Here is a 22,349-nt window from a genome sequence, read left to right on the forward strand (position 1 = left end):
ACCACATTCGATAACTTAATAGCCCTATCGAACGGTGGCCATTCTCAATGGCAGTCAATTTTCTTGCAGGTCATAAAAAAGCGCTTCACCCTTCGATTAAGAATGAAGCGCTTTATAATTCAGACTAAACTACTGTAGCGCAAATCGCATACGCGTACGTGCTAACGCTAAATCGGGCTCGACACCATTGAACTCAGCGCGATACTTCCACTTTTTAATCGCGGCGAGCGCCGCTTCTTCAAAATATTCAGCGGGGTCCGCATCGATTACCTTAGGATCAACAACCTGGCCCTCAGGATTAATCGTGTATTCAATTACGACATAACCTTCCTTACCGATGCGCTGGGCTCGACGAGGATATTCCGGTGCCGAACGCTTCACCAACGTATAGAATTCAGCGTTGTCGGACAACCGCGTCAGGCGCTCATCATCAGTTTCTTGAGCATAGAGGCCACCATAAAATGTGGCTCCGAAGGATAGAATGGCCGCGCATAATATCGAGGAAAGCCTTTTGTTCATATTACGCCTCTTTAAAAAACCGGTATGACTGAATTTTTCTTAATATCCCTCTTCATTTTGCAAAACAAATAAAGCGATATTCCTTCTTCATAAATTCAGTTTAGTAAAAATTTGCAACTCATCAACCACATCCCGAAAAAGAATGCAATATTATTTGCGTCAGAACACCAAGGCATAATCTTAATTACCCCTAGTCAGCATAGGAAAAAAGCATACGAGTGCGCGCTAATGCGTCAGCTGGTTCAATATCCTTAAAATTTGCCTCATATTGCCACTGCTTGATCGCAGTGAGCGCCGCCTTATCAAAAATATCATTTGGTTGCGACTCGATCACTACAGGGTTGGTTACTACACCCTCGGGATTAATCCTGTATTCAATTACCACATAACCTTTAAACCCACCTCGTAACGCCCTTTTTGGAAACTCCGGCGCTACGCGCTTCACCAAAGTATAGTATTCGTAGTTGTTGGATAACCGAGCATTGCGCTGCTCTTCAGTTTCCTCTTGTATTGCTACTGCGCGCTGCTCTGCTTCCTGTGCTGCCTCCAACGCCTGCTGCTGTTTTAGTGCCTCCGCGGCAAGTGCAATGAGCTCTTGCTCCCTAGCGTCAACTGCTTTTTGTAACGATACTTGACAAGCATCCGTATCTTGACGCAATTTGGCAATCTCATTGAACTGTTCGCTGTCATTTGTAATTTCGCCAACCGTGAATAATTCTTGATTCGGTATTTGCGTCATTCTTTTCTGTAATGACTGCCATTTTATTCTAGTCTCAGCCAACCCTACTTCGTCAGCACTCGATAATTGACTTTCCAGCCCTAACAAGGCTTGGCAAGAATCCAACGTTTTCTGTATGTACTCCACGCTTTCTTGTATAGCTGAAGCTATTTCATTTTGTCGTGAACTCTCTACTTCAATATCTTGTGAAACCCGGTCACAACGGCGCATATCGGTTCTTACGGAAAATACTTCAAGTATCGCGTCCGTAATTTGAACGGCTTCTTCCTTATATTTCAAATACTGGGAATAGGATTTTTTAGCATGACTTAATTCACTGTTGCGCAAATACTCTGCTGCCTCACCACAGGCCGCCACGCCCAATGTAAACACCGGTAACGCCTCTGTACGCAAGATATCTGCACCTACCGTATCGCAATAACTGACAATACGGTCAACATCCTCATCTTTTTTTTCAAAAATTCTCTTATCCAACACAGCTGCTTGATCTTTTAAATCCAAATAAACGGCATAGGCCGATTTTGCTTGTTCCAGATCTTTGCGTCGCAGTAAATGTGCGTTTTTACATTCGGTGTAACCCTGCTGCATAAGATCCAACGCTCTCGCGTTGGCGCCCTGCGTTTCAATAGGAAGCAATAGCGCACACACTAGGCTAGCGCTTGTTATAAGCTGTCTCAGTATTGTCTTTATCCTGCTCATTAAAATCCCGACCCACTCCATTGATGGACTAATGTTTCCAGTGAAACCACTAACATACAGACTAGTAAAGATTACAAATTGGTCAAATTCTATATTTAACCGATTATTTGGAGGAGAGAATCAGAGGTGGCATTGGGCAATTAATCGCATCAGCAAATGCACGAACAAGCTCCACCTCGATGGGCTGAATAACTGTATCATGGGTTACACATCGGCATAGGGCTTTAAGCAATCGTGGTTTAAGCAGGGGTTTTAGCTGATTTAGTGCGCTAATGGCACGCGATAAATCTCGTAACTGATAGTCACCAGGGCTTACAAATCGAAGCCTTGCTAACCCGATCATTTCTTTAGCGGCGTGAAAACTTGCTAACGCTAAGGCATCGGATTCAGCGCCAGCTGATGCTAATGCGGATAACACCAACCCAGTGGCTTTAGAAACAGGCTTGAATGACCTGACACTGCCGTTAACGAGCAACTGATCTGATTTTGGTTCCATGTGGTGCAGAACAATTCGATACAAGGCCCACTCAAATAGCTCGACCTGATTATCAGCCTTCATCAGTGCAGCCAAGTTCAATTTAAACACCTGATACTGTGTTTTGCTGAGTTGCTTTAACGTGGGCAAACATAGATCCAGCAGTGGTAGTCGTAGGTTCGATTGTTTGAGCTCAAGACAATTAATCTGTTTTGCATACTGATATACCAACGGATCTGCCGACTGCTGTAATTGTCGCCATTGCTGTTGTTCTATGTCCGGCCTGCTATCAAGAAGCAGGCAATAAACCAGAGCCCGGGCTCCGTAAGGCTCGCGTGCGGCATTTTTTATCTCATCGGGTAAGTTCTGCAACCAGTCCTGAGCGTAGGCCAAATGGGCTAAATCTATTTCACCAATACTATCAACCAAAGAATTGGCGTTTACCTGTTTCATATCGACGGCATTGGACAAACCAATAACCTTTTCTTGTCTGTTATCGATGTGTGCAGATCCAGTCATAGGGACTACTGGCGTCACTCGCGGGAATTGCCCATCCCAGCGCGGTTCAATTCTACGAATACGCTCAGATAAGGGCGGATGAGTTGCCAATATAGAGCCTAAAAAGGGCTTTACTGCCTGCCCAAAAAATAAGTGGCTCACCTCACTTGCATTGGGGTGTTCTATTTGAGAACCATGAACAACAGCCCCTATTTTTTTGAGCGCACCACTGATACCTTCCGGGTTGCGAGTAAACTGTACCGCCGAAGCATCCGCCAGAAACTCTCGCTGCCGGCTCACCGCCGCTTTGATGAGATTACCAAAAAAAGTACCCGTATAACCGATCGTCATCAGCCCCGCCCCCAAGGCTAGAAAGGGAAGCGCACCATTATTCTTACCTGAGCGCCCTCTATAACCAGTGCGAGAAACGCTACGTAAGAGGTAATAACCGATAATGCCGATTACCAAAATACCGTGCAAAACCCCAATCAACCGGAGATTAAGACGCATATCCCCATTCAGGATATGACTGAACTCATGGGCAATCACGCCTTGCAATTCATGTCTGTCCAGCAGCTCGATACACCCCCTGGTAATACCAATGACCGCGTCGGCAGTTGAATTCCCAGCGGCAAAAGCATTGATGCTTGTTTCTTCAAGCAAATAAACTGGCGGTACCGGCGTACCGGAAGCAATCGCCATTTCTTCCACCACGTTCAGAATTTTTCTCTCGTTAGGCTTATCGGTATTGGGAATAATGAGCTGACCACCCATCGCTTCGGCTACTGCACTCCCACCGCTGCTCAATTGGGCCATTTTATAAAGGCTCGCAAGCGACACAATACCGAGAATGGTCAGGCTTATCGTTGCCAGAAGACTCCAGCTAAAATAATCAAAGATGACCAAATAGCTTTCTGAACTGTCCCCACTTAGAGCAAAGCCCTTGAGGAAAGCTATAGCGATAACGACCAGAAGATTAGTTAGTGCTATCAGGCAAACTACCGCAAGCAAAAAAAAGAATACAAGCCACCCAGTGCGTTTACGCGCCTGGTCTTGATGCTCAAAAAAATTCATTGAGTTGGCGAGTATTACTTAGAATTTTACTGTCGGTACCTTTTGTATTTCCTCACGATCCTCAAATTCTAGCAGAGTTGCATCCTGGCCATGACCAAAGATTGGCGACAGCACGACTGGTGGGAAGCTTTGCCGATAGGTATTGTAGCTGGTAACGGCATCGTTAAAGGCTTGACGAGAAAATGCGACACGGTTTTCCGTGCTAGTTAATTCTTCCGAAAGCTGCATCATATTTTCATTGGCTTTAAGCTCAGGGTAGGCTTCCATCACCACATTCAAACGCCCTAAAGCGCCTGACAATATCCCCTCAGCCCCATTCAACTCTCCTATCGCCGCCGCACTGGAAGGATTCGCTGCTGCCGCTTTCAACCCAGCCATTGCTTGATTACGCGCAGCAATGACCGCTTCTAAGGTTTCCCGTTCATGGGCGATATAGGCTTTAGCGGTTTCGACGAGGTTAGGGATTAGGTCGTAGCGTCGTTTAAGCTGTACTTCAATTTGAGAAAAGGCATTTTGGTACCGATTTTTTAATGCGACTAACTTGTTATAAATACTGATGATCGAGAATAACAAAACCGCCACAACCACCCAAAAAATAATATTACTGATTGCCATGATATTTTCCTTCTATAGTGACAGATTAGTTTAGTAAATTAGGCCAATTTCGCCAGATACCACTATAATCTCGATTTATGTATTCTCTTAAACTTACCGATTTACATGATTAGAACCGTCATTTATGTACTTGGAGCGCTAGCGCTTCACCAGACGAATTTTAGTCACCCGAACGCTTTCTATCATCTTTTTTTGCCAATCATAGACGTTGTTTTTCTCATTTTTCTATGCTGGCAAATGATCTTTTTTTTCACACTCAACAATTTTTCAAACGGGAAAAGCTATGGTTTCCATGATCTAATTATCGATATTTATGACCTGCGCTATGACATTCAAGATCATGGTTTAACCTACGCAATGATTAATCTTTTGTTAAATCTGATTGATTTTATCTGTATCTTTTTATCCGTCTTTTATTACTACTCACTCACCATTGAGCTGGTGGTCAGTTAGATCCGGATAGCTTTTTAACAACACAATCAGCACAATACCCACTGCTACCAACACTGCAACCAACCAAAGCGCATTGATGTAATTCCCAGCACTATCGAAGTAACGCCCCATCGCATAAGCACCCATAGCAGAGCCCAGCTGGAAAGCTGCGAACATGACTCCATAGATTTGCCCAAAGGCTTTAGGACCAAAGTAACGGCTAACAATGTAAGCAATTTCACTGATTTCGGAGCCTGTCGCCAAACCCACTAACACGGCGGCAAAAAATACAATGGGCCCAGCGGTTCCAGTAGCTAAAATCACCACCCCCACGAATAACCCGAGTAAAAATATTGCTGCTACATAAGGCGCGAAATAGCGATCCATCAAAAATCCTGCAAAAATTCGCCCAAAAATCAAACCAAAACCGAGACTACTCATGCACATCGCCGCTGTGGCTGGGGCTATTCCACGCCCAATCAACAGTGGCACCAAGTGTGCCAAGATACTGGTAATACCAATACCTATTAAGGCGAAAGAGCCAAAAATCAGCCAATAACTTCTCGTTCTCATTGCCTCGTTCGCGGTCAAACCAATATCGGCGTCGGTCGCGGGCACCGCTCTACTTTCGTCGGCAGGGCTGGCATTTCCATCGGGTTGTAAACCCAACTCCTGAGGCGTTTCACGTAGCAAAAAATAGGTCAGTGGAAACGATATAAAAAGCACCATACCCGCAAAAGTCAGATAAGCTTCCCGCCAGCCCCAATTTTCGATAATGAACTGGGCAATAGCCGGCATAATGGTTGCGCCAACACCGAAACCAGCAAGAGAAATACCCAGCGCAATGCCGCGTTTCTTTGCAAACCAAGCAATCATTACCCGCGAATAACTGAGAGGCAGTGTGCCGGCACCTAGAAAGGGAATCAACAAGTGCATCGCATAGTAGTACCAAATATTGCCATTGAGCTGGCTCATCGAAGCCACACAAAGCCCCAGCAATATCACCGAGACCAGCATCACTCGTCGCACACCCATTCTATCGACCAACACCCCTAGTAGCGGCGATGCGAACACCACCGTGATGTTGGCAATGGTCAGCGCCAACGACATCGGACCCCGCTGCCAACCAAATTCGGCTTCGAGTGGTGTAATAAAAGTACCGAACACAAAAACTGTGAACATGGCGTAGCTAAGCGCCAGACCGATAAAACTGGCAAGCACGTTCCACCAGCCATAAAAAATTTTATTCGAGAGTTGTACTTTTTGAACTGAGGCAGGGCTTTCAGGCATCTCAGAGGGAGTCCATTGTACAGTTACGAATCAGTGAAAGAACTGATCGCTTAAACCGTTTGTTATTATTCCGCCATAGCTTGCCACGAATTAAAAAACAACGCAAAGCCAGCGCTGTAAGTACGATGGACTTTAAATTAAGAAACAGCAGGAACGCCGAGCGGGAAGGGAAGAAAACGTAAGGGCCAGGAACTCTGGCCCTTTTTTTAAAGTTTGTCGATTAACCGTTGACGCGTTCAAATTCCTTCATAAAATCTGCCAGCGCTTGTACCCCAGCCAGCGGCATTGCGTTATAGATAGAGGCTCGAATACCACCCACCGCACGATGACCCTTCAAGGCATAAAGTCCGTTTTTCAGTGCTTCCGCCAAAAATTGTCCTGCCAGATCATTGTTTGCTAAATTAAAAGTGACTGTCATCACTGAACGTGATTCCGGTTGCGCTGATCCAAGGTAAAAGTCCGAAGCATCAATTAGCTCATAAAGTGTTTTGGCTTTTTGCTGGTTGATTTTTTCCAGCGCCGCAATACCACCCTGCTCTTTTTTCCACTCCAGCATGAGCATGAGCATGTACATCGCAAAAGTATTGATGGTATTCGCCATGGAGTGGTTATCCATATAGACTTTGTAATCCAACAGCGTCGGCGTATCTGGCGTCGCTTTGCCGATCAGGTCTTCACGCATCATTACTAAAGCAACGCCGGAAGGACCCAGATTTTTTTGGAAGCCTGCGTACACCGCTCCAAACTGGCTGTAATCAATAACTCGTGAAAATATCTCAGAAGTCATATCAGCGACTAGAGGCACTACTCCTGTGTCTGGGAATTCTTGCCAGCGTGTGCCGTATATCGTGTTATTACTGGTCATGTGGGCATAAGCCGCATCCTGATCAACATCCGCAACACTCACTTTAGGAATACGGTCAAAATTTGTCGCTTCGCTGGTGGCCGCGATTTTGATATTGCCAAATTTTTCCGCTTCTTTGCGCGCCAACTTGGCAAAGTTACCCGTTTCAAAATACACCGCCTTGCGTGAAGCTGAGAGCGGTAACAGGTTCATCGGAATCGCAGAAAACTGCATACGTGCACCGCCGTGCACATAAAGCATTTTGTAATTACTAGGCAACCCACTCAGCTCGCGAATCAGTTCATCACAACGATCCACAATTTGGTCAAACTCTTTACAGCGATGACTGATTTCGATAACCGAGGCACCCATACCTCGATAGTCCAAAAATTCCTGCTGCGCTTTTTCCATCACTTCCGTTGGCAACATGGCCGGTCCAGCGCTGAAATTAAAAACTCGTGAGCTCATAGTTTGAGGTCCCTGATTATTCGTTAAAATATTGCTTTGGTTAAGCCGTTTGCTCCGCGGTTAAAGCACGCGGACGTTGATCACGCCTTGAATTGCCTTGATACTGGCAAGCATATCCTCTGAAACCGGTGATTCGATATCAATCAAATTATAGGCGATATCATCACGGCTTTTGTTGAGCATATCGACTACGTTAATTTCCATGTCCGCCAACACGGATAAAACACTGCCTAGCATCTTAGGTACGTTCTTATTCACCACAGCCAAGCGATACTGAGTGCTGCGTTCCAAACTCAAGGGAGGGAAATTCACGGCATTGACAATATTACCGTTTTCCAAGAAATCGATCAGCTGATTAGCGGCCATAACCGCACAGTTATCTTCGGCCTCCTGGGTGCTGGCACCAATGTGCGGCATCAAAATAACTTTATCATTTCGAATCAGCACAGGGGTTGGAAAATCTGTCACAAAGAGGCGTAATTTATCATTCGTTAAAGCTTCTGCCACAGCGGCAGAATCAACGATTTCTTCACGGGCAAAATTGACCAAACAAGCATCCGGTTTCATTGCCGCTAACAACTCAGTATTGACTAGGTGATAAGTGGATTCAATAGCTGGCAAATGCAAGGTGACAAAATCGGATTTCGCCATTAAAGACTGTAAATTTTCCATCTTGCGCACTTCACTGGGCAGACGCCAGGCTGCGTCAACGGAGAGGGCTGGATCATAGCCCAGCACTTCCATTCCCATTTCCAAGGCCATGCGCGCCACCCTGGAGCCAATGGAGCCAAGACCAATCACACCTAAGGTCTTGCCTGCAATTTCCTGTCCACGAAAGCGCTTCTTTTCCTGCTCAAGCAATTTGCTCATGGCTTGCGCATCGCTCAAATCGGTTAGGCTGTTCACATAATTGATACCTTGTACGATACCGCGCGAACCTAACAGCAGCGCCGCTAAAACCAGTTCTTTCACCGCATTGGCATTAGCCCCAGGAGAATTGAAAACCGGGATACCCAGTTCTGTCATACGCGCTACAGGGACATTATTAACACCTGCGCCAGCCCGACCAATGGCCTTAACCGATGCGGGAATTTCCGCCTCGGATAGCTTATGACTTCTTAGCAGAATGGCATCGGGGTGACCTATTTCACTCGCCACTTCATACTTGTCACGGGTAAAGCGCTCTAAGCCCTTGATAGAAATATTGTTAAGCGTTTGAATTTTATACATGAACCTGAATCCTTTGCGCTGCAAAAAAGGAGGGAGATTTTACCCGAGATCAGAGCAAACTAACAGGGCAACGCGTAAGATTTTGGCGGATCACTGGTAATTCCGCGCTACTTTATTAGCCGCTCAATCGGCTTAATTGCTTGATCGCACAGATAGCATTAAGCTTGCGCCAATATTATTCAATTTCCATTAAGCCGCAGTTTATTATGGATTACGCTTTGCAAAGTAAGTTACCACAGGTTGGCACCACTATCTTTACTGTTATGTCACGTATGGCAACAGAATATGGTGCGATTAATTTGTCTCAAGGCTTTCCCGACTTCGATGGCCCTGCACCACTCAAACAAGCACTCTGTCACTATGTGCAAGCAGGACATAATCAGTACTCCCCTCTTGCCGGGGTTATGGCGTTACGAGAGCAAATCGCGCTAAAGCTATCACTATTGTATGAGCATAGCGCCTGCCCAGAAAAAAATATTACCGTTGTGCCAGGGGCTACTGAAGCACTGTTCTGTGCCATCCAAACTTCCATCCACCCAGGCGACGAGGTCATCATCTTTGATCCCGCTTACGACAGTTATCAGCCCGCTATCGAATTAAGTGGTGGTGTTACCGTACATGTGCCGCTGCTAGCGCCGCATTTCGCCATCGATTGGCAGCGTGTCAAGGATGCGATAAGCACCAAAACTCGTATGCTCATTATTAATACGCCACACAATCCAACCGGTACGATATGGACGACAAGTGATATGCAGCAGCTGGCGGAGCTGGTGCGCGATACCAATATCCTATTACTTTCCGATGAGGTTTATGAGCATTTGGTATTCGACGCACACAGACACGAATCAATTTTGCGTTACCCAGAGCTCGCCGCACGCGCCTTTGTCGTCTCCTCCTTTGGCAAAACCTACCATGTCACGGGCTGGAAAACCGGTTACTGTGTCGCTCCTGAAAAGCTAATGCTGGAATTTCGCAAAGTACACCAATTCGTCTCCTTCGTTGGTGTCACACCGATTCAATACGCCTTAGCTGATTTTATGACACAATGCCCAGAACACTACCTGGAACTACCGGATTTTTACCAAGCAAAACGTGACTTTTTCTGCCAATCGCTAGCAGCCTCGCGCTTTGAGTTTTCGCCCTCATCTGGAACCTACTTCCAACTGGCTGATTATAGCGCCATCAGCAACCAACCTGACACCGAGTTCGTCACCTATCTTACACAGCAGGTGGGCGTCGCTGCCATTCCTATTTCAGTGTTTTATCAATCGCCGCCCGATGCTAGGCTCATACGTTTTTGCTTTTGCAAAGAAGATGCAACCCTAGAACGAGCCGCAGAGCTTTTATGTAACATCTAAGGACTTTGGAAAGGAGTTTCTAACTAGTTTGAATGCCCAAGGGGTTGAACAGCAGTTTTTTAAAAGCGGTATTGCCAAATATTAATATAGATTACGCTCTATACCTGTTCATCAATAATCCTACCCTTACGCATTATTGACGCCGGTTTTGGTCGATTTTCTGACTCAGCTCTTCGCACTGCACGGCGATCAGGCATCTTTCTTCTATCCTGAGCAGGTTTGCGCGCCGCTTTGATTAAGCGACGTCTATCCGACGGACTATGCCGCCGATTGCCGGAGCGTCGTCGCTCGACCGGCGCGGGTGTTTCCTGATCAGCCAACCGTTTTGAGCGGGAAGTTTCCTGCACGTTTCCCGCTGGTCTGCTGGCATTATTTTCGTTGGCTGGTCGATTAACCGTGCCGATTGGAATAAGATTTACCATTCTTATTCACCTCACCAGGTTGCCTTGGTTTGTTCCAATAACCTTCAAAAGGTACAACTCTAGGTATAGAAGTAAACGACCGTGAAATCAATTTACTATACGTCTCCACTAACCCTACTCAAATACCAAATTACTTAATTTTTTGGATCAAATTTTATGATCTATGTCTTATAAATCATATCGGCCAAGTGTTTTAAAAGTTAACTCTGGGAAAACAAGATGCTGGAAGAAATTTCAACGGAATGCCCTTATTGTGGCGAACCCATTCAGTTAATAGCTGATGTTTCAGGCGGCAATCAGCAATATTTCGAGGATTGCCAAGTCTGTTGTCGTCCTATATTAATCTCTATACAACACCAGGAACACTCTGATAGCTATACTTTCCTGACTCGACGAGAGGACGAATAACTCTTATTAATCAGCCGGTTAAACATTTGTGTTCTTTCCACAATCACTGGATTGCCATTTATGGACGTAAAGGATAGAGTATCGCCGTAACGCAATAAAAATTACTATTAATTAATAACAGTCAGGATTCTCCTATGGATAACAAAATAGTACTCATTATTCTTGCGATTTTTCTCCCTCCCATTGCTGTTTTTTTAAAAAGCGGTGTTGGGAAAGACCTAATCATCAATATTGTTTTATGCTTACTGATGTTTTTACCGGGTGTCGTACACGCGCTCTGGCTGGTAACACGTTAATTTAAAAAAATATTTCACCTTTTGCGCAACAATGGCCTTTTGGATTCCACATAAATTATGATTAAAGACCTGCTTGCCAACAACATGCGTTGGGCCGATCACATCAAACAGATCGACCCAGCGTATTTTCCCAACCTGTCAAAACAACAAAGCCCCAAATATCTCTGGATCGGATGTTCAGATAGCCGGGTGCCAGCCAACGAAATTGTCGGTATGCAGCCGGGGCAGATTTTCGTCCACAGAAATGTCGCCAACCTGGTTATACATACCGACTTTAATTTTCTCTCAGTTCTGCAATATGCCGTGGATGTGCTTAAAGTCGAACACATCATTGTCTGCGGCCACTATGGTTGCGGTGGCGTTGAAGCAGCTCTCAATAATCTGCAATTAGGGATTATTGATAATTGGTTGCAGAATATAAAGGATATCCAACAGCGCCATGCTAGTAGATTCGAAAACCTATCGCATCAAGAAAAGAGCGACCTGTTATGCGAACTGAATGTTATCGAGCAGGCCAATAATGTCAGCGAAACCACTATCGTACAGCAGGCCTGGGGACGGGGACAAAAGCTATTTGTGCATGGCTGGATTTATAGCATCGCGGATGGCTTGATTCGGGACTTGCAGGTAAGCAGAGGTGAAAATAGTCGCTAATCGCTGCTAGTTTATATAAAAAAGGGAGGCGAAATCGCCTCCCTTTTTATTGAGTTAATCGCCTAAGATGGAACTAAGCCGCTGATGAAGCTCTTTCGTTCTCAATCAGTTTTTTTGGCGTTTCCGCTGAAATTTCAATTTTTCTTGGCTTCATTGCCTCAGGAATCTGGCGTTCCAAATCAATGTGTAATAACCCATTTTCAAGATTCGCGCCCACTACTTTCACGTGGTCGGCCAATTGGAAATTACGCTCGAAATTACGCGCAGCGATACCGCGGTAAAGGTACTCGCGACCTTCTTCAGCGTTAGCTTTGATGGCGCTGACTTTTAAGGTATTACGCTCAGACTCAATATCCAGCTCGGACGCATCAAACCCAGCTACTGCCATAGTAATACGGTATTTGTCTTCACCTACACGCTCAATGTTATAAGGCGGGTAAGCAGGTTGTTCAACACGGCTTGCGCTATCCAGCATAGAAGCCAGATGATCGAAACCAACAGATGAACGGAATAAAGGTGATAAGTCTAATCTTGCCATTGTCATATCCTCTCAATTAAGCAATATGTGATTGCCCATCCTAAGACCGGGCGGTTAAATTAAAGAAATCCCACTGTTAAGATTTCCAGTACGAGCCTCATTCGAGCACCCGTAACTTCTATTTATGGGCAATCAACATTTTTTCAAGAGGGGTAAATGCCTAATAATGAGCCGACAGCGCTTTAGGGGTTGCGTACTCGCCAACGGCGATTTGACCACAACCAACTATCGGGATGCTGCAAAATATGGCTTTCAACGGCACGGGCGTAGAGTTCGGTAACCGGATAGCTATCTTTATTTTTTTCGTAGGGTGGTTCCGCTAACAGCTGGTACTCAATTTCGTAGTAACCACGCTTAACTCGCGTCATGCGCACATAAATAATGGGCAATTTGGCAAACTGTGCGATTTTCTCAGGACCGACGAAAAACCGGGTATCGCGATTTAGAAAATCAGTGTAATGACATCGCCCGCTGCCGCGTGGTTTTTGATCGGCTAATATCGCATAAGCACGCTGTTTTTTGCGGTTCTTAATCACCTCGCCCATCAAGTCCACTGCATTAACCAAGCTAGCCCCAAAGCGAGTACGCATCTCGTAAAAAACCCGATCCATGGTCTTGCTGTGCAGCGGCTTATATATACTTTCTACCAGAATCGGTAGTTGCAAGCCCATGGCTAATTGCAACCACTCCCAATTTCCAGAGTGGGAGGAGAGTAAAAGAAGCGATTTACCCTGGTCGATAAACCCTTTGACTAAATCATAGTTTTTGTGGGTCACCCGCGCTTCAAATTCAGCCTCTGAAATCGCCATTCCCTTCACCACTTCAACCGTCACATCAGCCAGATTTCGATAATAACGCTTTTCTAGTCGGCAAATTTCTTTTTCACTGGAGGTGGGAAAAGCGGTACTTAAATGCTCTCGCACAATACCGCGCCGATAACGAACTAGATGATAGGTAACAAAATAGATTGGTCCCGACAGGGTATAAAGCAGAGGCAACGGTAATTTTGCAAATAACTTAAACAACATAAAACTTTTGTATTCTCATTTGATTTTCATATGATTCTGACGAGAGGTATCCCCTGCAACAGCGAGGAGTCATTATAAGGGGGATGTAGCGGAACGGAAACTCCGGGCACCGGAATCAACCATAGGCTCGTTGTTATTAGGCATAGTACAAATTCCGCTATACCCTATTCCTTGAATTCATCCCAAGGGTAATCAATCAGCTCTAATAACACCCCATTCATTTTTTTGGGATGCACAAAAGTAAACTCGCTTTCACGAAAAGGGCGGGCACCGCCAATAATGGGGTAATCCTGTTGCGCCAGTTCAGAAATAGCTTCACGCGTATTATCAACATTTAAGCTCACCAACATTACGCCTTCGCCTTTACTCTCTATAAATTTGGCGACTTCACTGTCAGCTGAGGTCGCCTCGATCAATTCGAACCCGATCTCACCAACCCAGTAGCGCGCTACCTTAATTTTTTCTGGCTCATCAATATAGCAGTCATCGGGCTTTTCTTTTCCCAATATCGGCTCCCAGTTTTTCCTAGCCGCCTCAATATTTCGGACCGCTATACAGATGTGATCCAGTTTATTTACCTTCATACATTCACCTTCAGATACTTACTTTTAAGCACTTGCTTTCAGACATAGCTTCCTGCAATCCGATGATTCCCCGCTAAAGCTGATTCAGAGAATCAACAAGCAGCATGCTGGATTCCCTAAGTACAATCAACCCTATCGCCCTCGTTGATCCATTGAAAATGCGGTATCAAAACACTAACCTGACAAATCAGCAAAAATATGATGCTCCAACCAACCACCTGACTTTTTAGTTTTTCAGTAATTGAATTGACAGAACCTTCACTGAACCTAAACTAGCACTTCGGGTCTTAACTCGCTCTGACAAAAGCCATCGTTATTTGCAATAAGGATTTTTTAGTGCTCCAAACAATACGCCGACTAACTACCATTTTCCTGTTTGCTCTTCTCTATATTGGTATTCAGAGCTGTAGCTCACACCCAACGGGCACTGAAGACTCAATTGTTAAAAGCGCCAACGATAATCGCCAATATCATAGTTTTACCCTACCCAATCAACTCAAGGTATTAGTAATCTCCGATCCAGACACTGATAAAGCAGCCGCCGCGTTAGATGTGCATGTCGGTAGTAACGCTAACCCCGAAGGTCGTCAGGGGCTGGCACATTTCCTTGAGCACATGCTTTTCCTCGGCACCGAAAAATATCCCGAAGCCGGGGGTTATCAGAAGTTCATTAGCGAGCATGGCGGCACCCATAATGCCTATACAGACTTTGAACATACCAACTATTTTTTTGATGTAGACAAAGATTTTTTAGCTCCGACGCTGGATCGGTTTGCGCAATTTTTTATCGCGCCGCTGTTTAACGCTGACTATGTTGAGCGGGAAAAACATGCGGTAGATTCAGAGTATCAGTCAAAGCTTAAGGATGATTACCGACGACAGTATGAAGTGATCAAAAGCATTGCCAACCCCGAACACCCCTTTTCGGCATTCTTTGTCGGGAGCTTGGAAACACTGGCTGATAGACCTAATCAGCCTGTACGGAAGGATCTGGTGGACTTTTATCAACGCCATTATTCCGCCAACCTGATGAGCCTGGTAGTACTCGGGCACCAGTCTGTTGACGAACTTGAAGCGTTAGTCAAAGCACAGTTCACCCACATCCCCAATCATCAGTCAACAAGGATTGAAATTACCCAACCGCTGTTTGAGAAGAGCCAGCTTCCCCTCAAGGTAGAAATAACACCTGAAAAGGATATTCGCCAGCTGACGCTACATTTTCCAATGCCGAGCCTGTATAACTATTATCGCAGTAAGCCAACCTACTATATTGCCAACCTCCTTGGCCATGAAGGTCCCGGCAGCCTGCTGTCGCTGTTAAAAAATTTAGGCTGGGTTGAAAGCCTTTATGCCGGCGTCGGTCACAATGCCAGTGACGCCTCTACTTTCCAAATTTCTTACTCTTTAACGGCAGCCGGATTGACCCAAACCGATCAAGTTATACAAACGACCTTTGCCTATATACGCTTGATCCTAGACCAAGGAATTAACGCCTGGCGTTTTAAAGAACAACAGCGGTTGGCGCAAATGGACTTCGACTTTAAGGAAAACGGTAGAGGTATCCATGAAGTTACTACACTTGCCACCCAACTGCACCATTACCCAACGCAGGACCTGTTGCGCGCGCCTTATCTGTTTGAACATTTCGATCCTCAACTAATTCAGAAACTGATAGCAAAACTGAGGCCCGAAAATATGATTGTGATGCTGGTGGCGAAAGAAGCACAAACAGATCAGCTGACAGACTGGTTTAAAACACCCCATGGCATCAGCACCATTTCCCCCGAACAAATAGCTGGCTGGCTAACTCCGCTACCTGAGAACCTGCAGACTCAACTAACACTACCGGAAGCCAACCCCTTTATCGCTCAGGATTTATCTGTAAAACCCAACCTCGCCAAAGGAGCGCTACCTCTACGTGTTAAGATTGCAGACGGCCTCACGCTCTGGCATCTCCAGGACACCAGTTTTAATACACCTCGTGCAGATTTTTATTTCGCTATTCGTTCACCCAAGGCAAACGATACACCTGCTCATCGATTACTGACCGAGCTTTATATTAAAGCCGTTAACGATCAACTCAGCGAATTTAGCTACCCGGCCTATTTAGCCGGATTAAACTATCAGCTCTATCGTCATGTTCGGGGCCTATCCGTACGGATTTCTGGTTATCAGGATAAGCAACTGGTGCTGCTCGAGGATATTAGCAAGAAACTCAAAACCCCCATATTACGTGAAGAAAAATTTGCAATTTTCAAGAATGAAATATCCCGTGACTTAGAAAATGCACAAAAGGATCAGCCTTATAACCAAAGCCTGAGTCAGGTTTCCGAGCTGATGTTATTATCCGCTTGGCCCGAGCAAGAATTGATTCGTACACTCAACGCATTGACGCTCGCTGACCTTGAGGCTTTCATTCGCGAATACCAGGAAAAGATTGAAATAGTCGCTTTGGCAAATGGTAACCTAACGCTTGACGATGCCAAGCGGATGGCGCAACTGTTACAGCATGAGTTCCTCAGTACTGCGGCAGCACAACCGGTTCCGCATCAACCGATGATTAAGTTGCCAACAAACAAAGCTCTGCTTCACTCTCTCAAAGTAGATCATCCCGATTCCGCCATCACCGCTTACATTCAAGGCGATGACAAGAGCGTTTCCACCGCAGCGCGTTTTGCGCTGTTTAATCAAGTCCTATCTGCGCCTTTCTATCAGGCGCTTCGCACAGAGCAGCAGCGTGGTTATATCGTTTTCGCCACTTCGATGAATCTCATGGATGTCCCAGCAACCGCACTCGTCATTCAATCACCCAACACTTCAGCGGTTGACCTTGCGCATCATATTGATGAATTCTTAAGGCACTTTAACGCTCAGGTGCAGACCATGAGCAAGGCCGAGTTCAGCAAACATCAAAATGCGCTGGTTACCCGAATATTAGAACAAGAAACACGTTTATCTGAGCGTTCAGGCCGCCTATGGCAAGAAATTGATCGGGAAAATTATCAATTCGATCAGCGCGAGCGGCTGGCTGCCGCCGTGAGCGCCTATTCGCTAGATAATTTTAAACAGGAATACTCCGATTACTTCCTCGGCGAAAAGAAACGCAGCCTCACCGTTATGGCAAATGGAGAACGCTTTCCGCTCGATCTGAAGGCGATTAAGACATATATATCGGTTAAAACAAGAGACGCTCTGCCACAGCGGTTTTTTTAAGATAATAATAGTTAAGAGGCCCGCTGTACGGGCCTCTTACACCGTTATTCATGAGCTATCAGTTTATCCGTGAATAAAAAATCTCTTAGCTCATGGTCAAAGCTTGCGTCCTGACGGCGAATCCACTCAACACCATTGCCGCATGCTCTTTTCTTCATCTCGATTATTGTGCCAAAATCGCCTTGAGCTTCTTTTTTATCTTTGCAGGCGTCAACCTGTTGGTTATACCAATCCACCGCCTCCAGCCTTCCATCAGAGAAGCGCTAATCGCCCGGTGCATATCAATACGCGTCGCATCGGAAAGTTCTGTAATAGGTTCGTAGCTTCATTTGCCATACTGTACTTCCGGTTTTTAACTTAGATAATGAATTGAGAGCTCATTATTACATCTTTTAACCTGACGCCTGTTAACCAACTTGTCAGAACCGGGCCTTTCTTTGAGGGGCTCCTGATTAATTCCTTAGAGCAAAACCATTTGCATAGTTTTCTAGCGCGTCTAAGATTGACAGCTTGTTACTATCCAATTTGGTATCAGCCCGAAGGTTTGTAATTTTCTCAAAAAAATCCTTCAGGGTAATACTGCCACCTCCATCACGCTGGGTTAACCGGTCCTTTCGATATTCTTCCCAATGCGCCAATTCAGCTTCTGAGAGCGTTTCTAAATAGTTTCGAGCACGATAGCGAAACAGCATTTCTGGGATTCTCTGATCATCCGAGGTTAGCCGGAGATCCACTAATTGTTGCGGCGGTAAGCGTCTTAATTGCTCCATCAGATTTTTATCATGATTACTAAAAAAACCACCGCTATAGAGCATCAAATCAGGATCGGTTACTTGATCATAACTTTGATCAAACACATCAGCTATCTTGGCCCCTAAATCTGGCGCTTGCTTGATTTTCTCTAAATTTTCCAAACATCCCGCTATGTCGATATTTAACCGCTCCGCTACTTCTGGCGTCACTAAATTGGCTGGTACGACAACCGGGCATTTATTGACATGGATCGCTTTCAGTGGGATACGGTTAACCCCCGCGGGTAATTGATCGCTAGCAGTAAAGACCCTTTCCCGAATCTGTTCAGCGCCCAAAGTTAACAACGACTGTGGATCAATATTCAAATCATAGACATAAACCGCGTTCTTATTGACCTTATCCCTCGCCAATGGCGCAACTATTGCTGCACACCCTCTATCGGCAGGATATTTTGAGGAAATATGTAGAACTGGCTTTTTATCTTGCAGATTCAATTGCTGATCAACCAAGCGTTTATCGCGATGTCGATAGACATAATCATACAACTTCGGCTGTTTTTCACGAATCAGCTTGGCCAGGGCGATAGTTGCCCAAACATCCGACAAAGCATCATGCGCCGCCTCATGCGTTATATTGTTTGCCTTGGTGAGCTGCTCAAGCTTAAAACTGGGACGTCCATCCTCATGATTCGGCCAATTGATACCCTCCGGTCGCAATGCGTGCGTTAAGCGCACCATATCAATAATATCCCAGCGTGAGTTGCCGTTTTGCCATTCCCGCGCGTAGGGGTCATAAAAATTGCGATAGAGACAATTGCGGGTAATCTCATCGTCAAAGCGAATCGAGTTATAACCCACAACGCAGGTATTAGGCTGAGAAAATTCCATATGTATTTGACGAATGAATTCCGCTTCACAGACGCCTTCTCTGGCAGCTAACTGCGGGGTAATGCCGGTAATCAGACAGGCTTCCGGTTGCGGCAACATGTCGTTAGCGGGCTTACAATATATAACTAATGGATCACCAACGGGATTGAAATTATCATCGGTACGAATACCGGCAAATTGGGCTGGGCGATCACGGAAAGGATCCGCGCCAAAGGTTTCAAAATCATACCAATAAAAGGACATGGGTATCCTCGATAATTTTTATTGGTATTGTAGGGGATTTATCTCAATGCGGTCTAATGGTAACTCGCCTTTTACCTATGGCGAAGAAGTCAATGGTCGGTATTCTTCCATTAAACAACTAATGTGTCTTTAAACGTTCTGGCCATAGATTACTGTTCATACACTCGCACATTGCTAAATACGCTTTCTCCAGTAGCACCTATATCATGGTCCATCGCAAAGAACAGATATTGCATCACACCCCTATAGAATTGCCCCACCGGAATCACATAATGCTTGGTAGTACCACCTGTACCGAAAAACGCCATTAACGCAGCAAACCCCAACTTTGGGTACCGTATACCTGAAAGGTTAAGTTTGAACTCAGGAACAAATCATTATCCAAGCCAATACCGTGAATTTCTCCCTGCACCGAACTGCGAAAATCAAATTCAAGCACCGTATTCGCGGTCACCGTGTAAGGGAAATTGATCTTCTGCCAACGGTTACCCACTAACCGTATCGTCGCTCCGCCATCTTCTACCGTCACGGTACCCGTGCCATCCTCAGAACTGACATAGACCGATGGTGGGTTACTATTAAAGCTGATACCTGGATTAACCGGCGCCGCAGCGACAGTAACCGTAAAACTCTGAGTATCGGAGCCGACACTGTTGGTGGCCTGAATGGTCACCGCATGAACCCCTTCCTGACCCGCCTGTGGTGTCCAACTGATGAGGCCGTTATTGATGGTCATGCCCGTGGGCGCGGCAGTCAAGGTATAGCTGATCGGGGCGGTGCCGCTCGCTTCCACCCGGCTGTCGGCGTCATAGCTATAGGCCGTATTCACCGTGGCTGTCGTATTCGGCGTCGAGGTAATGGCAGGCGCAATTGGCGTCGGTGGCGGCGGCACGTTCTCGTACACTCGCACATTGCTAAATACACTCTCTCCAGTAGCACCTATGTCATGATCCATCGCAAAGAACAGATATTGCATCACTCCCGTGTAATGCTGACCCACCGGAATCACATAATGCTTGGTAGTACCACCACCGGTGTAGTTTGCATAATTCAGCAAACCCCAACTTTGGGTACCGTATACCCGAAAGCGTTGTTTCTGAACCAGAACAAATCATTATCCAAGCCATCACTGCGAATTTCTCCCTGCACCGAACTGCGAAAATCAAATTCAAGCACCGTATTCGCGGTCACCGTGTAAGGGAAATTGATCTTCTGCCAACGGTTACCCACTAACCGTATCGTCGCTCCGCCATCTTCTACCGTCACGGTACCCGTGCCATCCTCAGAACTGACATAGACCGATGGTGGGTTACTATTAAAGCTGATACCTGGATTAACCGGCGCCGCAGCGACAGTAACCGTAAAACTCTGAGTATCGGAGCCGGCACTGTTGGTGGCCTGAATGGTCACCGCATGGGCCCCTTCCTGACCCGCCTGTGGTGTCCAACTGATGAGGCCGTTATTGATGGTCATGCCCGTGGGCGCGGCAATATGTAGCTGATCGGGGCGGTGCCGCCTGCTTCCTTAATTCGGCTGTCGGCGTCATAGCTATAGGCCGTATTCACCGTGGCTGTCGTATTCGGCGTCGAGGTAATGGCAGGCGCAATTGGCGTCGGTGGTGGCGGCACGTTCTCGTACACTCGCACATTGCTAAATACACTCTCTCCATTAGCACCTATGTCATGATCCATCGCAAAGAACAGATATTGCATCACTCCCGTGTAATGCTGACCCACCGGAATCACATAATGCTTGGTAGTACCACCACCGGTGTAGTTTGCATAATTCAGCAAACCCCAACTTTGGGTACCGTATACCTGAAAGGTTAAGTTTGAACTCAGGAACAAATCATTATCCAAGCCAATACCGTGAATTTCTCCCTGCACCGAACTGCGAAAATCAAATTCAAGCACCGTATTCGCGGTCACCGTGTAAGGGAAATTGATCTTCTGCCAACGGTTACCCACTAACCGTATCGTCGCTCCGCCATCTTCTACCGTCACGGTACCCGTGCCATCCTCAGAACTGACATAGACCGGATGGTGGTTACTATTAAAGTTGATATCGATTAACCGTGGCGCTGCAGCGACAGCACCGTAAAAACCTGAGTATCGGAGCGATACCGTTGGTGGCCTGAATGGTCACCGCATGAACCCCTTCCTGACCCGCCTGTGGTGTCCAACTGATGAGGCCGTTATTGATGGTCATGCCCGTGGGCGCGGCAGTCAAGGTATAGCTGATCGGGGCGGTGCCGCTCGCTTCCACCCGGCTGTCGGCGTCATAGCTATAGGCCGTATTCACCGTGGCTGTCGTATTCGGCGTCGAGGTAATGGCAGGCGCAATTGGCGTCGGTGGTGGCGGCACGTTCTCGTACACTCGCACATTGCTAAATACACTCTCTCCATTAGCACCTATGTCATGATCCATCGCAAAGAACAGATATTGCATCACTCCCGTGTAATGCTGACCCACCGGAATCACATAATGCTTGGTAGTACCACCACCGGTGTAGTTTGCATAATTCAGCAAACCCCAACTTTGGGTACCGTATACCTGAAAGGTTAGGTTTGAACTCAGGAACAAATCATTATCCAAGCCAATACCGTGAATTTCTCCCTGCACCGAACTGCGAAAATCAAATTCAAGCACCGTATTCGCGGTCACCGTGTAAGGGAAATTGATCTTCTGCCAACGGTTACCCACTAACCGTATCGTCGCTCCGCCATCTTCTACCGTCACGCTACCCGTGCCATCCTCAGAACTGACATAGACCGATGGTGGGTTACTATTAAAGCTGATACCTGGATTAACCGGCGCCGCAGCGACAGTAACCGTAAAACTCTGAGTATCGGAGCCGGCACTGTTGGTGGCCTGAATGGTCACCGCATGAAGCCCCTTCCTGACCCGCCTGTGGTGTCCAACTGATGAGGCCGTTATTGATGGTCATGCCCGTGGGCGCGGCAGTCAAGGTATAGCTGATCGGGGCGGTGCCGCTCGCTTCCACCCGGCTGTCGGCGTCATAGCTATAGGCCGTATTCACCGTGGCTGTCGTATTCGGCGTCGAGGTAATGGCAGGCGCAAT

The 22,349-nt window shown here is 46.3% G+C and carries 23 protein-coding genes and 1 pseudogene; 6 read left to right on the forward strand and 18 right to left on the reverse strand.

Annotated features, from left to right (window positions below; translation table 11 throughout):
- Nucleotides 1-129: 129 nt before the first annotated feature.
- From H6995_11505 to H6995_11520, 4 genes are all read right to left on the reverse strand, one after another.
- Entirely contained in the window at nucleotides 130-519 is a 390-nt protein-coding gene (locus H6995_11505; protein ID MCP5215622.1) for an energy transducer TonB, read from the reverse strand.
- Between the two features lie 190 nt (nucleotides 520-709).
- On the reverse strand, nucleotides 710-1,957 hold the full coding sequence (locus H6995_11510) for a TonB family protein (protein MCP5215623.1): 1,248 nt from the start codon (nucleotides 1,955-1,957) through the stop codon (nucleotides 710-712).
- A 103-nt stretch (nucleotides 1,958-2,060) separates the two neighbouring features.
- Entirely contained in the window at nucleotides 2,061-4,004 is a 1,944-nt protein-coding gene (locus H6995_11515) for a M48 family metallopeptidase (protein ID MCP5215624.1), read from the reverse strand.
- Nucleotides 4,005-4,022: 18 nt separating this feature from the next.
- Complete coding sequence (locus H6995_11520) at nucleotides 4,023-4,619, reverse strand: LemA family protein (GenBank protein ID MCP5215625.1); 597 nt, start codon at nucleotides 4,617-4,619, stop codon at nucleotides 4,023-4,025.
- A 237-nt stretch (nucleotides 4,620-4,856) separates the two neighbouring features.
- On the opposite strand from H6995_11520, the gene H6995_11525 reads away from it, so the two are divergent.
- The gene (locus H6995_11525; protein ID MCP5215626.1) at nucleotides 4,857-5,072 is read left to right on the forward strand and encodes a hypothetical protein; all 216 of its coding nucleotides are present in this window, start codon (nucleotides 4,857-4,859) and stop codon (nucleotides 5,070-5,072) included.
- Here H6995_11525 and H6995_11530 read toward each other — a convergent pair.
- From H6995_11530 to H6995_11540, 3 genes are all read right to left on the reverse strand, one after another.
- Nucleotides 5,043-6,341: an MFS transporter gene (locus H6995_11530; protein ID MCP5215627.1), complete on the reverse strand. Its 1,299-nt coding sequence runs from the start codon at nucleotides 6,339-6,341 to the stop codon at nucleotides 5,043-5,045. The genes H6995_11525 and H6995_11530 overlap by 30 nt on opposite strands.
- A 220-nt stretch (nucleotides 6,342-6,561) precedes the next feature.
- Nucleotides 6,562-7,653, reverse strand: coding sequence for a 3-phosphoserine/phosphohydroxythreonine transaminase (gene serC / locus H6995_11535; GenBank protein MCP5215628.1), 1,092 nt, complete (start codon nucleotides 7,651-7,653; stop codon nucleotides 6,562-6,564).
- Nucleotides 7,654-7,713: 60 nt separating this feature from the next.
- Entirely contained in the window at nucleotides 7,714-8,883 is a 1,170-nt protein-coding gene (locus H6995_11540; GenBank protein ID MCP5215629.1) for a phosphoglycerate dehydrogenase, read from the reverse strand.
- A 206-nt stretch (nucleotides 8,884-9,089) separates the two neighbouring features.
- Here H6995_11540 and H6995_11545 point away from each other — a divergent pair, with 206 nt between their 5' ends.
- Nucleotides 9,090-10,241: a pyridoxal phosphate-dependent aminotransferase gene (locus H6995_11545; GenBank protein ID MCP5215630.1), complete on the forward strand. Its 1,152-nt coding sequence runs from the start codon at nucleotides 9,090-9,092 to the stop codon at nucleotides 10,239-10,241.
- A 98-nt stretch (nucleotides 10,242-10,339) separates the two neighbouring features.
- On the opposite strand, the gene H6995_11550 is transcribed toward H6995_11545, so the two are convergent.
- Entirely contained in the window at nucleotides 10,340-10,663 is a 324-nt protein-coding gene (locus H6995_11550; protein ID MCP5215631.1) for a hypothetical protein, read from the reverse strand.
- A 219-nt stretch (nucleotides 10,664-10,882) separates the two neighbouring features.
- Here H6995_11550 and H6995_11555 point away from each other — a divergent pair, with 219 nt between their 5' ends.
- The 3 genes from H6995_11555 to can all read left to right on the forward strand — a co-directional run bounded on the left by H6995_11555 (nucleotide 10,883) and on the right by can (nucleotide 12,021).
- Entirely contained in the window at nucleotides 10,883-11,071 is a 189-nt protein-coding gene (locus H6995_11555; GenBank protein MCP5215632.1) for a CPXCG motif-containing cysteine-rich protein, read from the forward strand.
- Nucleotides 11,072-11,205: 134 nt separating this feature from the next.
- Nucleotides 11,206-11,367: a YqaE/Pmp3 family membrane protein gene (locus H6995_11560; protein ID MCP5215633.1), complete on the forward strand. Its 162-nt coding sequence runs from the start codon at nucleotides 11,206-11,208 to the stop codon at nucleotides 11,365-11,367.
- Nucleotides 11,368-11,424: 57 nt separating this feature from the next.
- On the forward strand, nucleotides 11,425-12,021 hold the full coding sequence (gene can / locus H6995_11565) for a carbonate dehydratase (protein MCP5215634.1): 597 nt from the start codon (nucleotides 11,425-11,427) through the stop codon (nucleotides 12,019-12,021).
- Nucleotides 12,022-12,094: 73 nt separating this feature from the next.
- Here can and H6995_11570 read toward each other — a convergent pair whose 3' ends face one another.
- The 3 genes from H6995_11570 to H6995_11580 all read right to left on the reverse strand — a co-directional run bounded on the left by H6995_11570 (nucleotide 12,095) and on the right by H6995_11580 (nucleotide 14,171).
- Nucleotides 12,095-12,559, reverse strand: a complete 465-nt coding sequence (locus H6995_11570; protein ID MCP5215635.1) for an Hsp20 family protein — start codon at nucleotides 12,557-12,559, stop codon at nucleotides 12,095-12,097.
- 182 nt (nucleotides 12,560-12,741) lie between these two features.
- The gene (locus H6995_11575) at nucleotides 12,742-13,587 is read right to left on the reverse strand and encodes a lysophospholipid acyltransferase family protein (protein MCP5215636.1); all 846 of its coding nucleotides are present in this window, start codon (nucleotides 13,585-13,587) and stop codon (nucleotides 12,742-12,744) included.
- A gap of 164 nt (nucleotides 13,588-13,751) precedes the next feature.
- A complete protein-coding gene (locus H6995_11580) occupies nucleotides 13,752-14,171 on the reverse strand; it encodes a VOC family protein (protein MCP5215637.1) in 420 nt (139 codons plus the stop codon).
- Between the two features lie 336 nt (nucleotides 14,172-14,507).
- Here H6995_11580 and H6995_11585 point away from each other — a divergent pair, with 336 nt between their 5' ends.
- Nucleotides 14,508-17,384: an insulinase family protein gene (locus H6995_11585; GenBank protein MCP5215638.1), complete on the forward strand. Its 2,877-nt coding sequence runs from the start codon at nucleotides 14,508-14,510 to the stop codon at nucleotides 17,382-17,384.
- 44 nt (nucleotides 17,385-17,428) lie between these two features.
- Here H6995_11585 and H6995_11590 read toward each other — a convergent pair.
- The 7 genes and pseudogenes from H6995_11590 to H6995_11620 all read right to left on the reverse strand — a co-directional run bounded on the left by H6995_11590 (nucleotide 17,429) and on the right by H6995_11620 (nucleotide 22,150).
- Nucleotides 17,429-17,664 (reverse strand): annotated as a pseudogene (locus H6995_11590) (ferritin).
- Between the two features lie 172 nt (nucleotides 17,665-17,836).
- Entirely contained in the window at nucleotides 17,837-19,267 is a 1,431-nt protein-coding gene (sbcB, locus tag H6995_11595) for an exodeoxyribonuclease I (protein MCP5215639.1), read from the reverse strand.
- Between the two features lie 149 nt (nucleotides 19,268-19,416).
- On the reverse strand, nucleotides 19,417-19,575 hold the full coding sequence (locus tag H6995_11600; protein ID MCP5215640.1) for a hypothetical protein: 159 nt from the start codon (nucleotides 19,573-19,575) through the stop codon (nucleotides 19,417-19,419).
- Nucleotides 19,575-20,324: a hypothetical protein gene (locus tag H6995_11605; protein ID MCP5215641.1), complete on the reverse strand. Its 750-nt coding sequence runs from the start codon at nucleotides 20,322-20,324 to the stop codon at nucleotides 19,575-19,577. The genes H6995_11600 and H6995_11605 overlap by 1 nt, the downstream gene beginning before the upstream one ends.
- Complete coding sequence (locus tag H6995_11610) at nucleotides 20,318-20,740, reverse strand: hypothetical protein (GenBank protein MCP5215642.1); 423 nt, start codon at nucleotides 20,738-20,740, stop codon at nucleotides 20,318-20,320. The genes H6995_11605 and H6995_11610 overlap by 7 nt, the downstream gene beginning before the upstream one ends.
- Nucleotides 20,737-21,270 carry a hypothetical protein gene (locus H6995_11615; GenBank protein MCP5215643.1) on the reverse strand — a complete coding sequence of 178 codons (534 nt, stop codon included), beginning with the start codon at nucleotides 21,268-21,270 and terminating at the stop codon, nucleotides 20,737-20,739. The genes H6995_11610 and H6995_11615 overlap by 4 nt, the downstream gene beginning before the upstream one ends.
- A gap of 49 nt (nucleotides 21,271-21,319) precedes the next feature.
- The gene (locus H6995_11620; protein MCP5215644.1) at nucleotides 21,320-22,150 is read right to left on the reverse strand and encodes a hypothetical protein; all 831 of its coding nucleotides are present in this window, start codon (nucleotides 22,148-22,150) and stop codon (nucleotides 21,320-21,322) included.
- Nucleotides 22,151-22,349: the final 199 nt, after the last annotated feature.

It is taken from the genome of Pseudomonadales bacterium, from assembly GCA_024234615.1.
Taxonomy (GTDB): Bacteria; Pseudomonadota; Gammaproteobacteria; order Pseudomonadales; family IMCC2047; genus JAJFKB01.

Coding starts and splice junctions, on each gene's coding strand:
- H6995_11505 (MCP5215622.1), bottom strand. CDS start 519: ATGAACAAAAGGCTTTCCTCGATATTATGCGCGGCCATTCTATCCTTC.
- H6995_11510 (MCP5215623.1), bottom strand. CDS start 1,957: ATGAGCAGGATAAAGACAATACTGAGACAGCTTATAACAAGCGCTAGC.
- H6995_11515 (MCP5215624.1), bottom strand. CDS start 4,004: ATGAATTTTTTTGAGCATCAAGACCAGGCGCGTAAACGCACTGGGTGG.
- H6995_11520 (MCP5215625.1), bottom strand. CDS start 4,619: ATGGCAATCAGTAATATTATTTTTTGGGTGGTTGTGGCGGTTTTGTTA.
- H6995_11525 (MCP5215626.1), top strand. CDS start 4,857: ATGATCTTTTTTTTCACACTCAACAATTTTTCAAACGGGAAAAGCTAT.
- H6995_11530 (MCP5215627.1), bottom strand. CDS start 6,341: ATGCCTGAAAGCCCTGCCTCAGTTCAAAAAGTACAACTCTCGAATAAA.
- serC (MCP5215628.1), bottom strand. CDS start 7,653: ATGAGCTCACGAGTTTTTAATTTCAGCGCTGGACCGGCCATGTTGCCA.
- H6995_11540 (MCP5215629.1), bottom strand. CDS start 8,883: ATGTATAAAATTCAAACGCTTAACAATATTTCTATCAAGGGCTTAGAG.
- H6995_11545 (MCP5215630.1), top strand. CDS start 9,090: ATGGATTACGCTTTGCAAAGTAAGTTACCACAGGTTGGCACCACTATC.
- H6995_11550 (MCP5215631.1), bottom strand. CDS start 10,663: ATGGTAAATCTTATTCCAATCGGCACGGTTAATCGACCAGCCAACGAA.
- H6995_11555 (MCP5215632.1), top strand. CDS start 10,883: ATGCTGGAAGAAATTTCAACGGAATGCCCTTATTGTGGCGAACCCATT.
- H6995_11560 (MCP5215633.1), top strand. CDS start 11,206: ATGGATAACAAAATAGTACTCATTATTCTTGCGATTTTTCTCCCTCCC.
- can (MCP5215634.1), top strand. CDS start 11,425: ATGATTAAAGACCTGCTTGCCAACAACATGCGTTGGGCCGATCACATC.
- H6995_11570 (MCP5215635.1), bottom strand. CDS start 12,559: ATGGCAAGATTAGACTTATCACCTTTATTCCGTTCATCTGTTGGTTTC.
- H6995_11575 (MCP5215636.1), bottom strand. CDS start 13,587: ATGTTGTTTAAGTTATTTGCAAAATTACCGTTGCCTCTGCTTTATACC.
- H6995_11580 (MCP5215637.1), bottom strand. CDS start 14,171: ATGAAGGTAAATAAACTGGATCACATCTGTATAGCGGTCCGAAATATT.
- sbcB (MCP5215639.1), bottom strand. CDS start 19,267: ATGTCCTTTTATTGGTATGATTTTGAAACCTTTGGCGCGGATCCTTTC.
- H6995_11600 (MCP5215640.1), bottom strand. CDS start 19,575: ATGGCGTTTTTCGGTACAGGTGGTACTACCAAGCATTATGTGATTCCG.
- H6995_11610 (MCP5215642.1), bottom strand. CDS start 20,740: ATGACCATCAATAACGGCCTCATCAGTTGGACACCACAGGCGGGTCAG.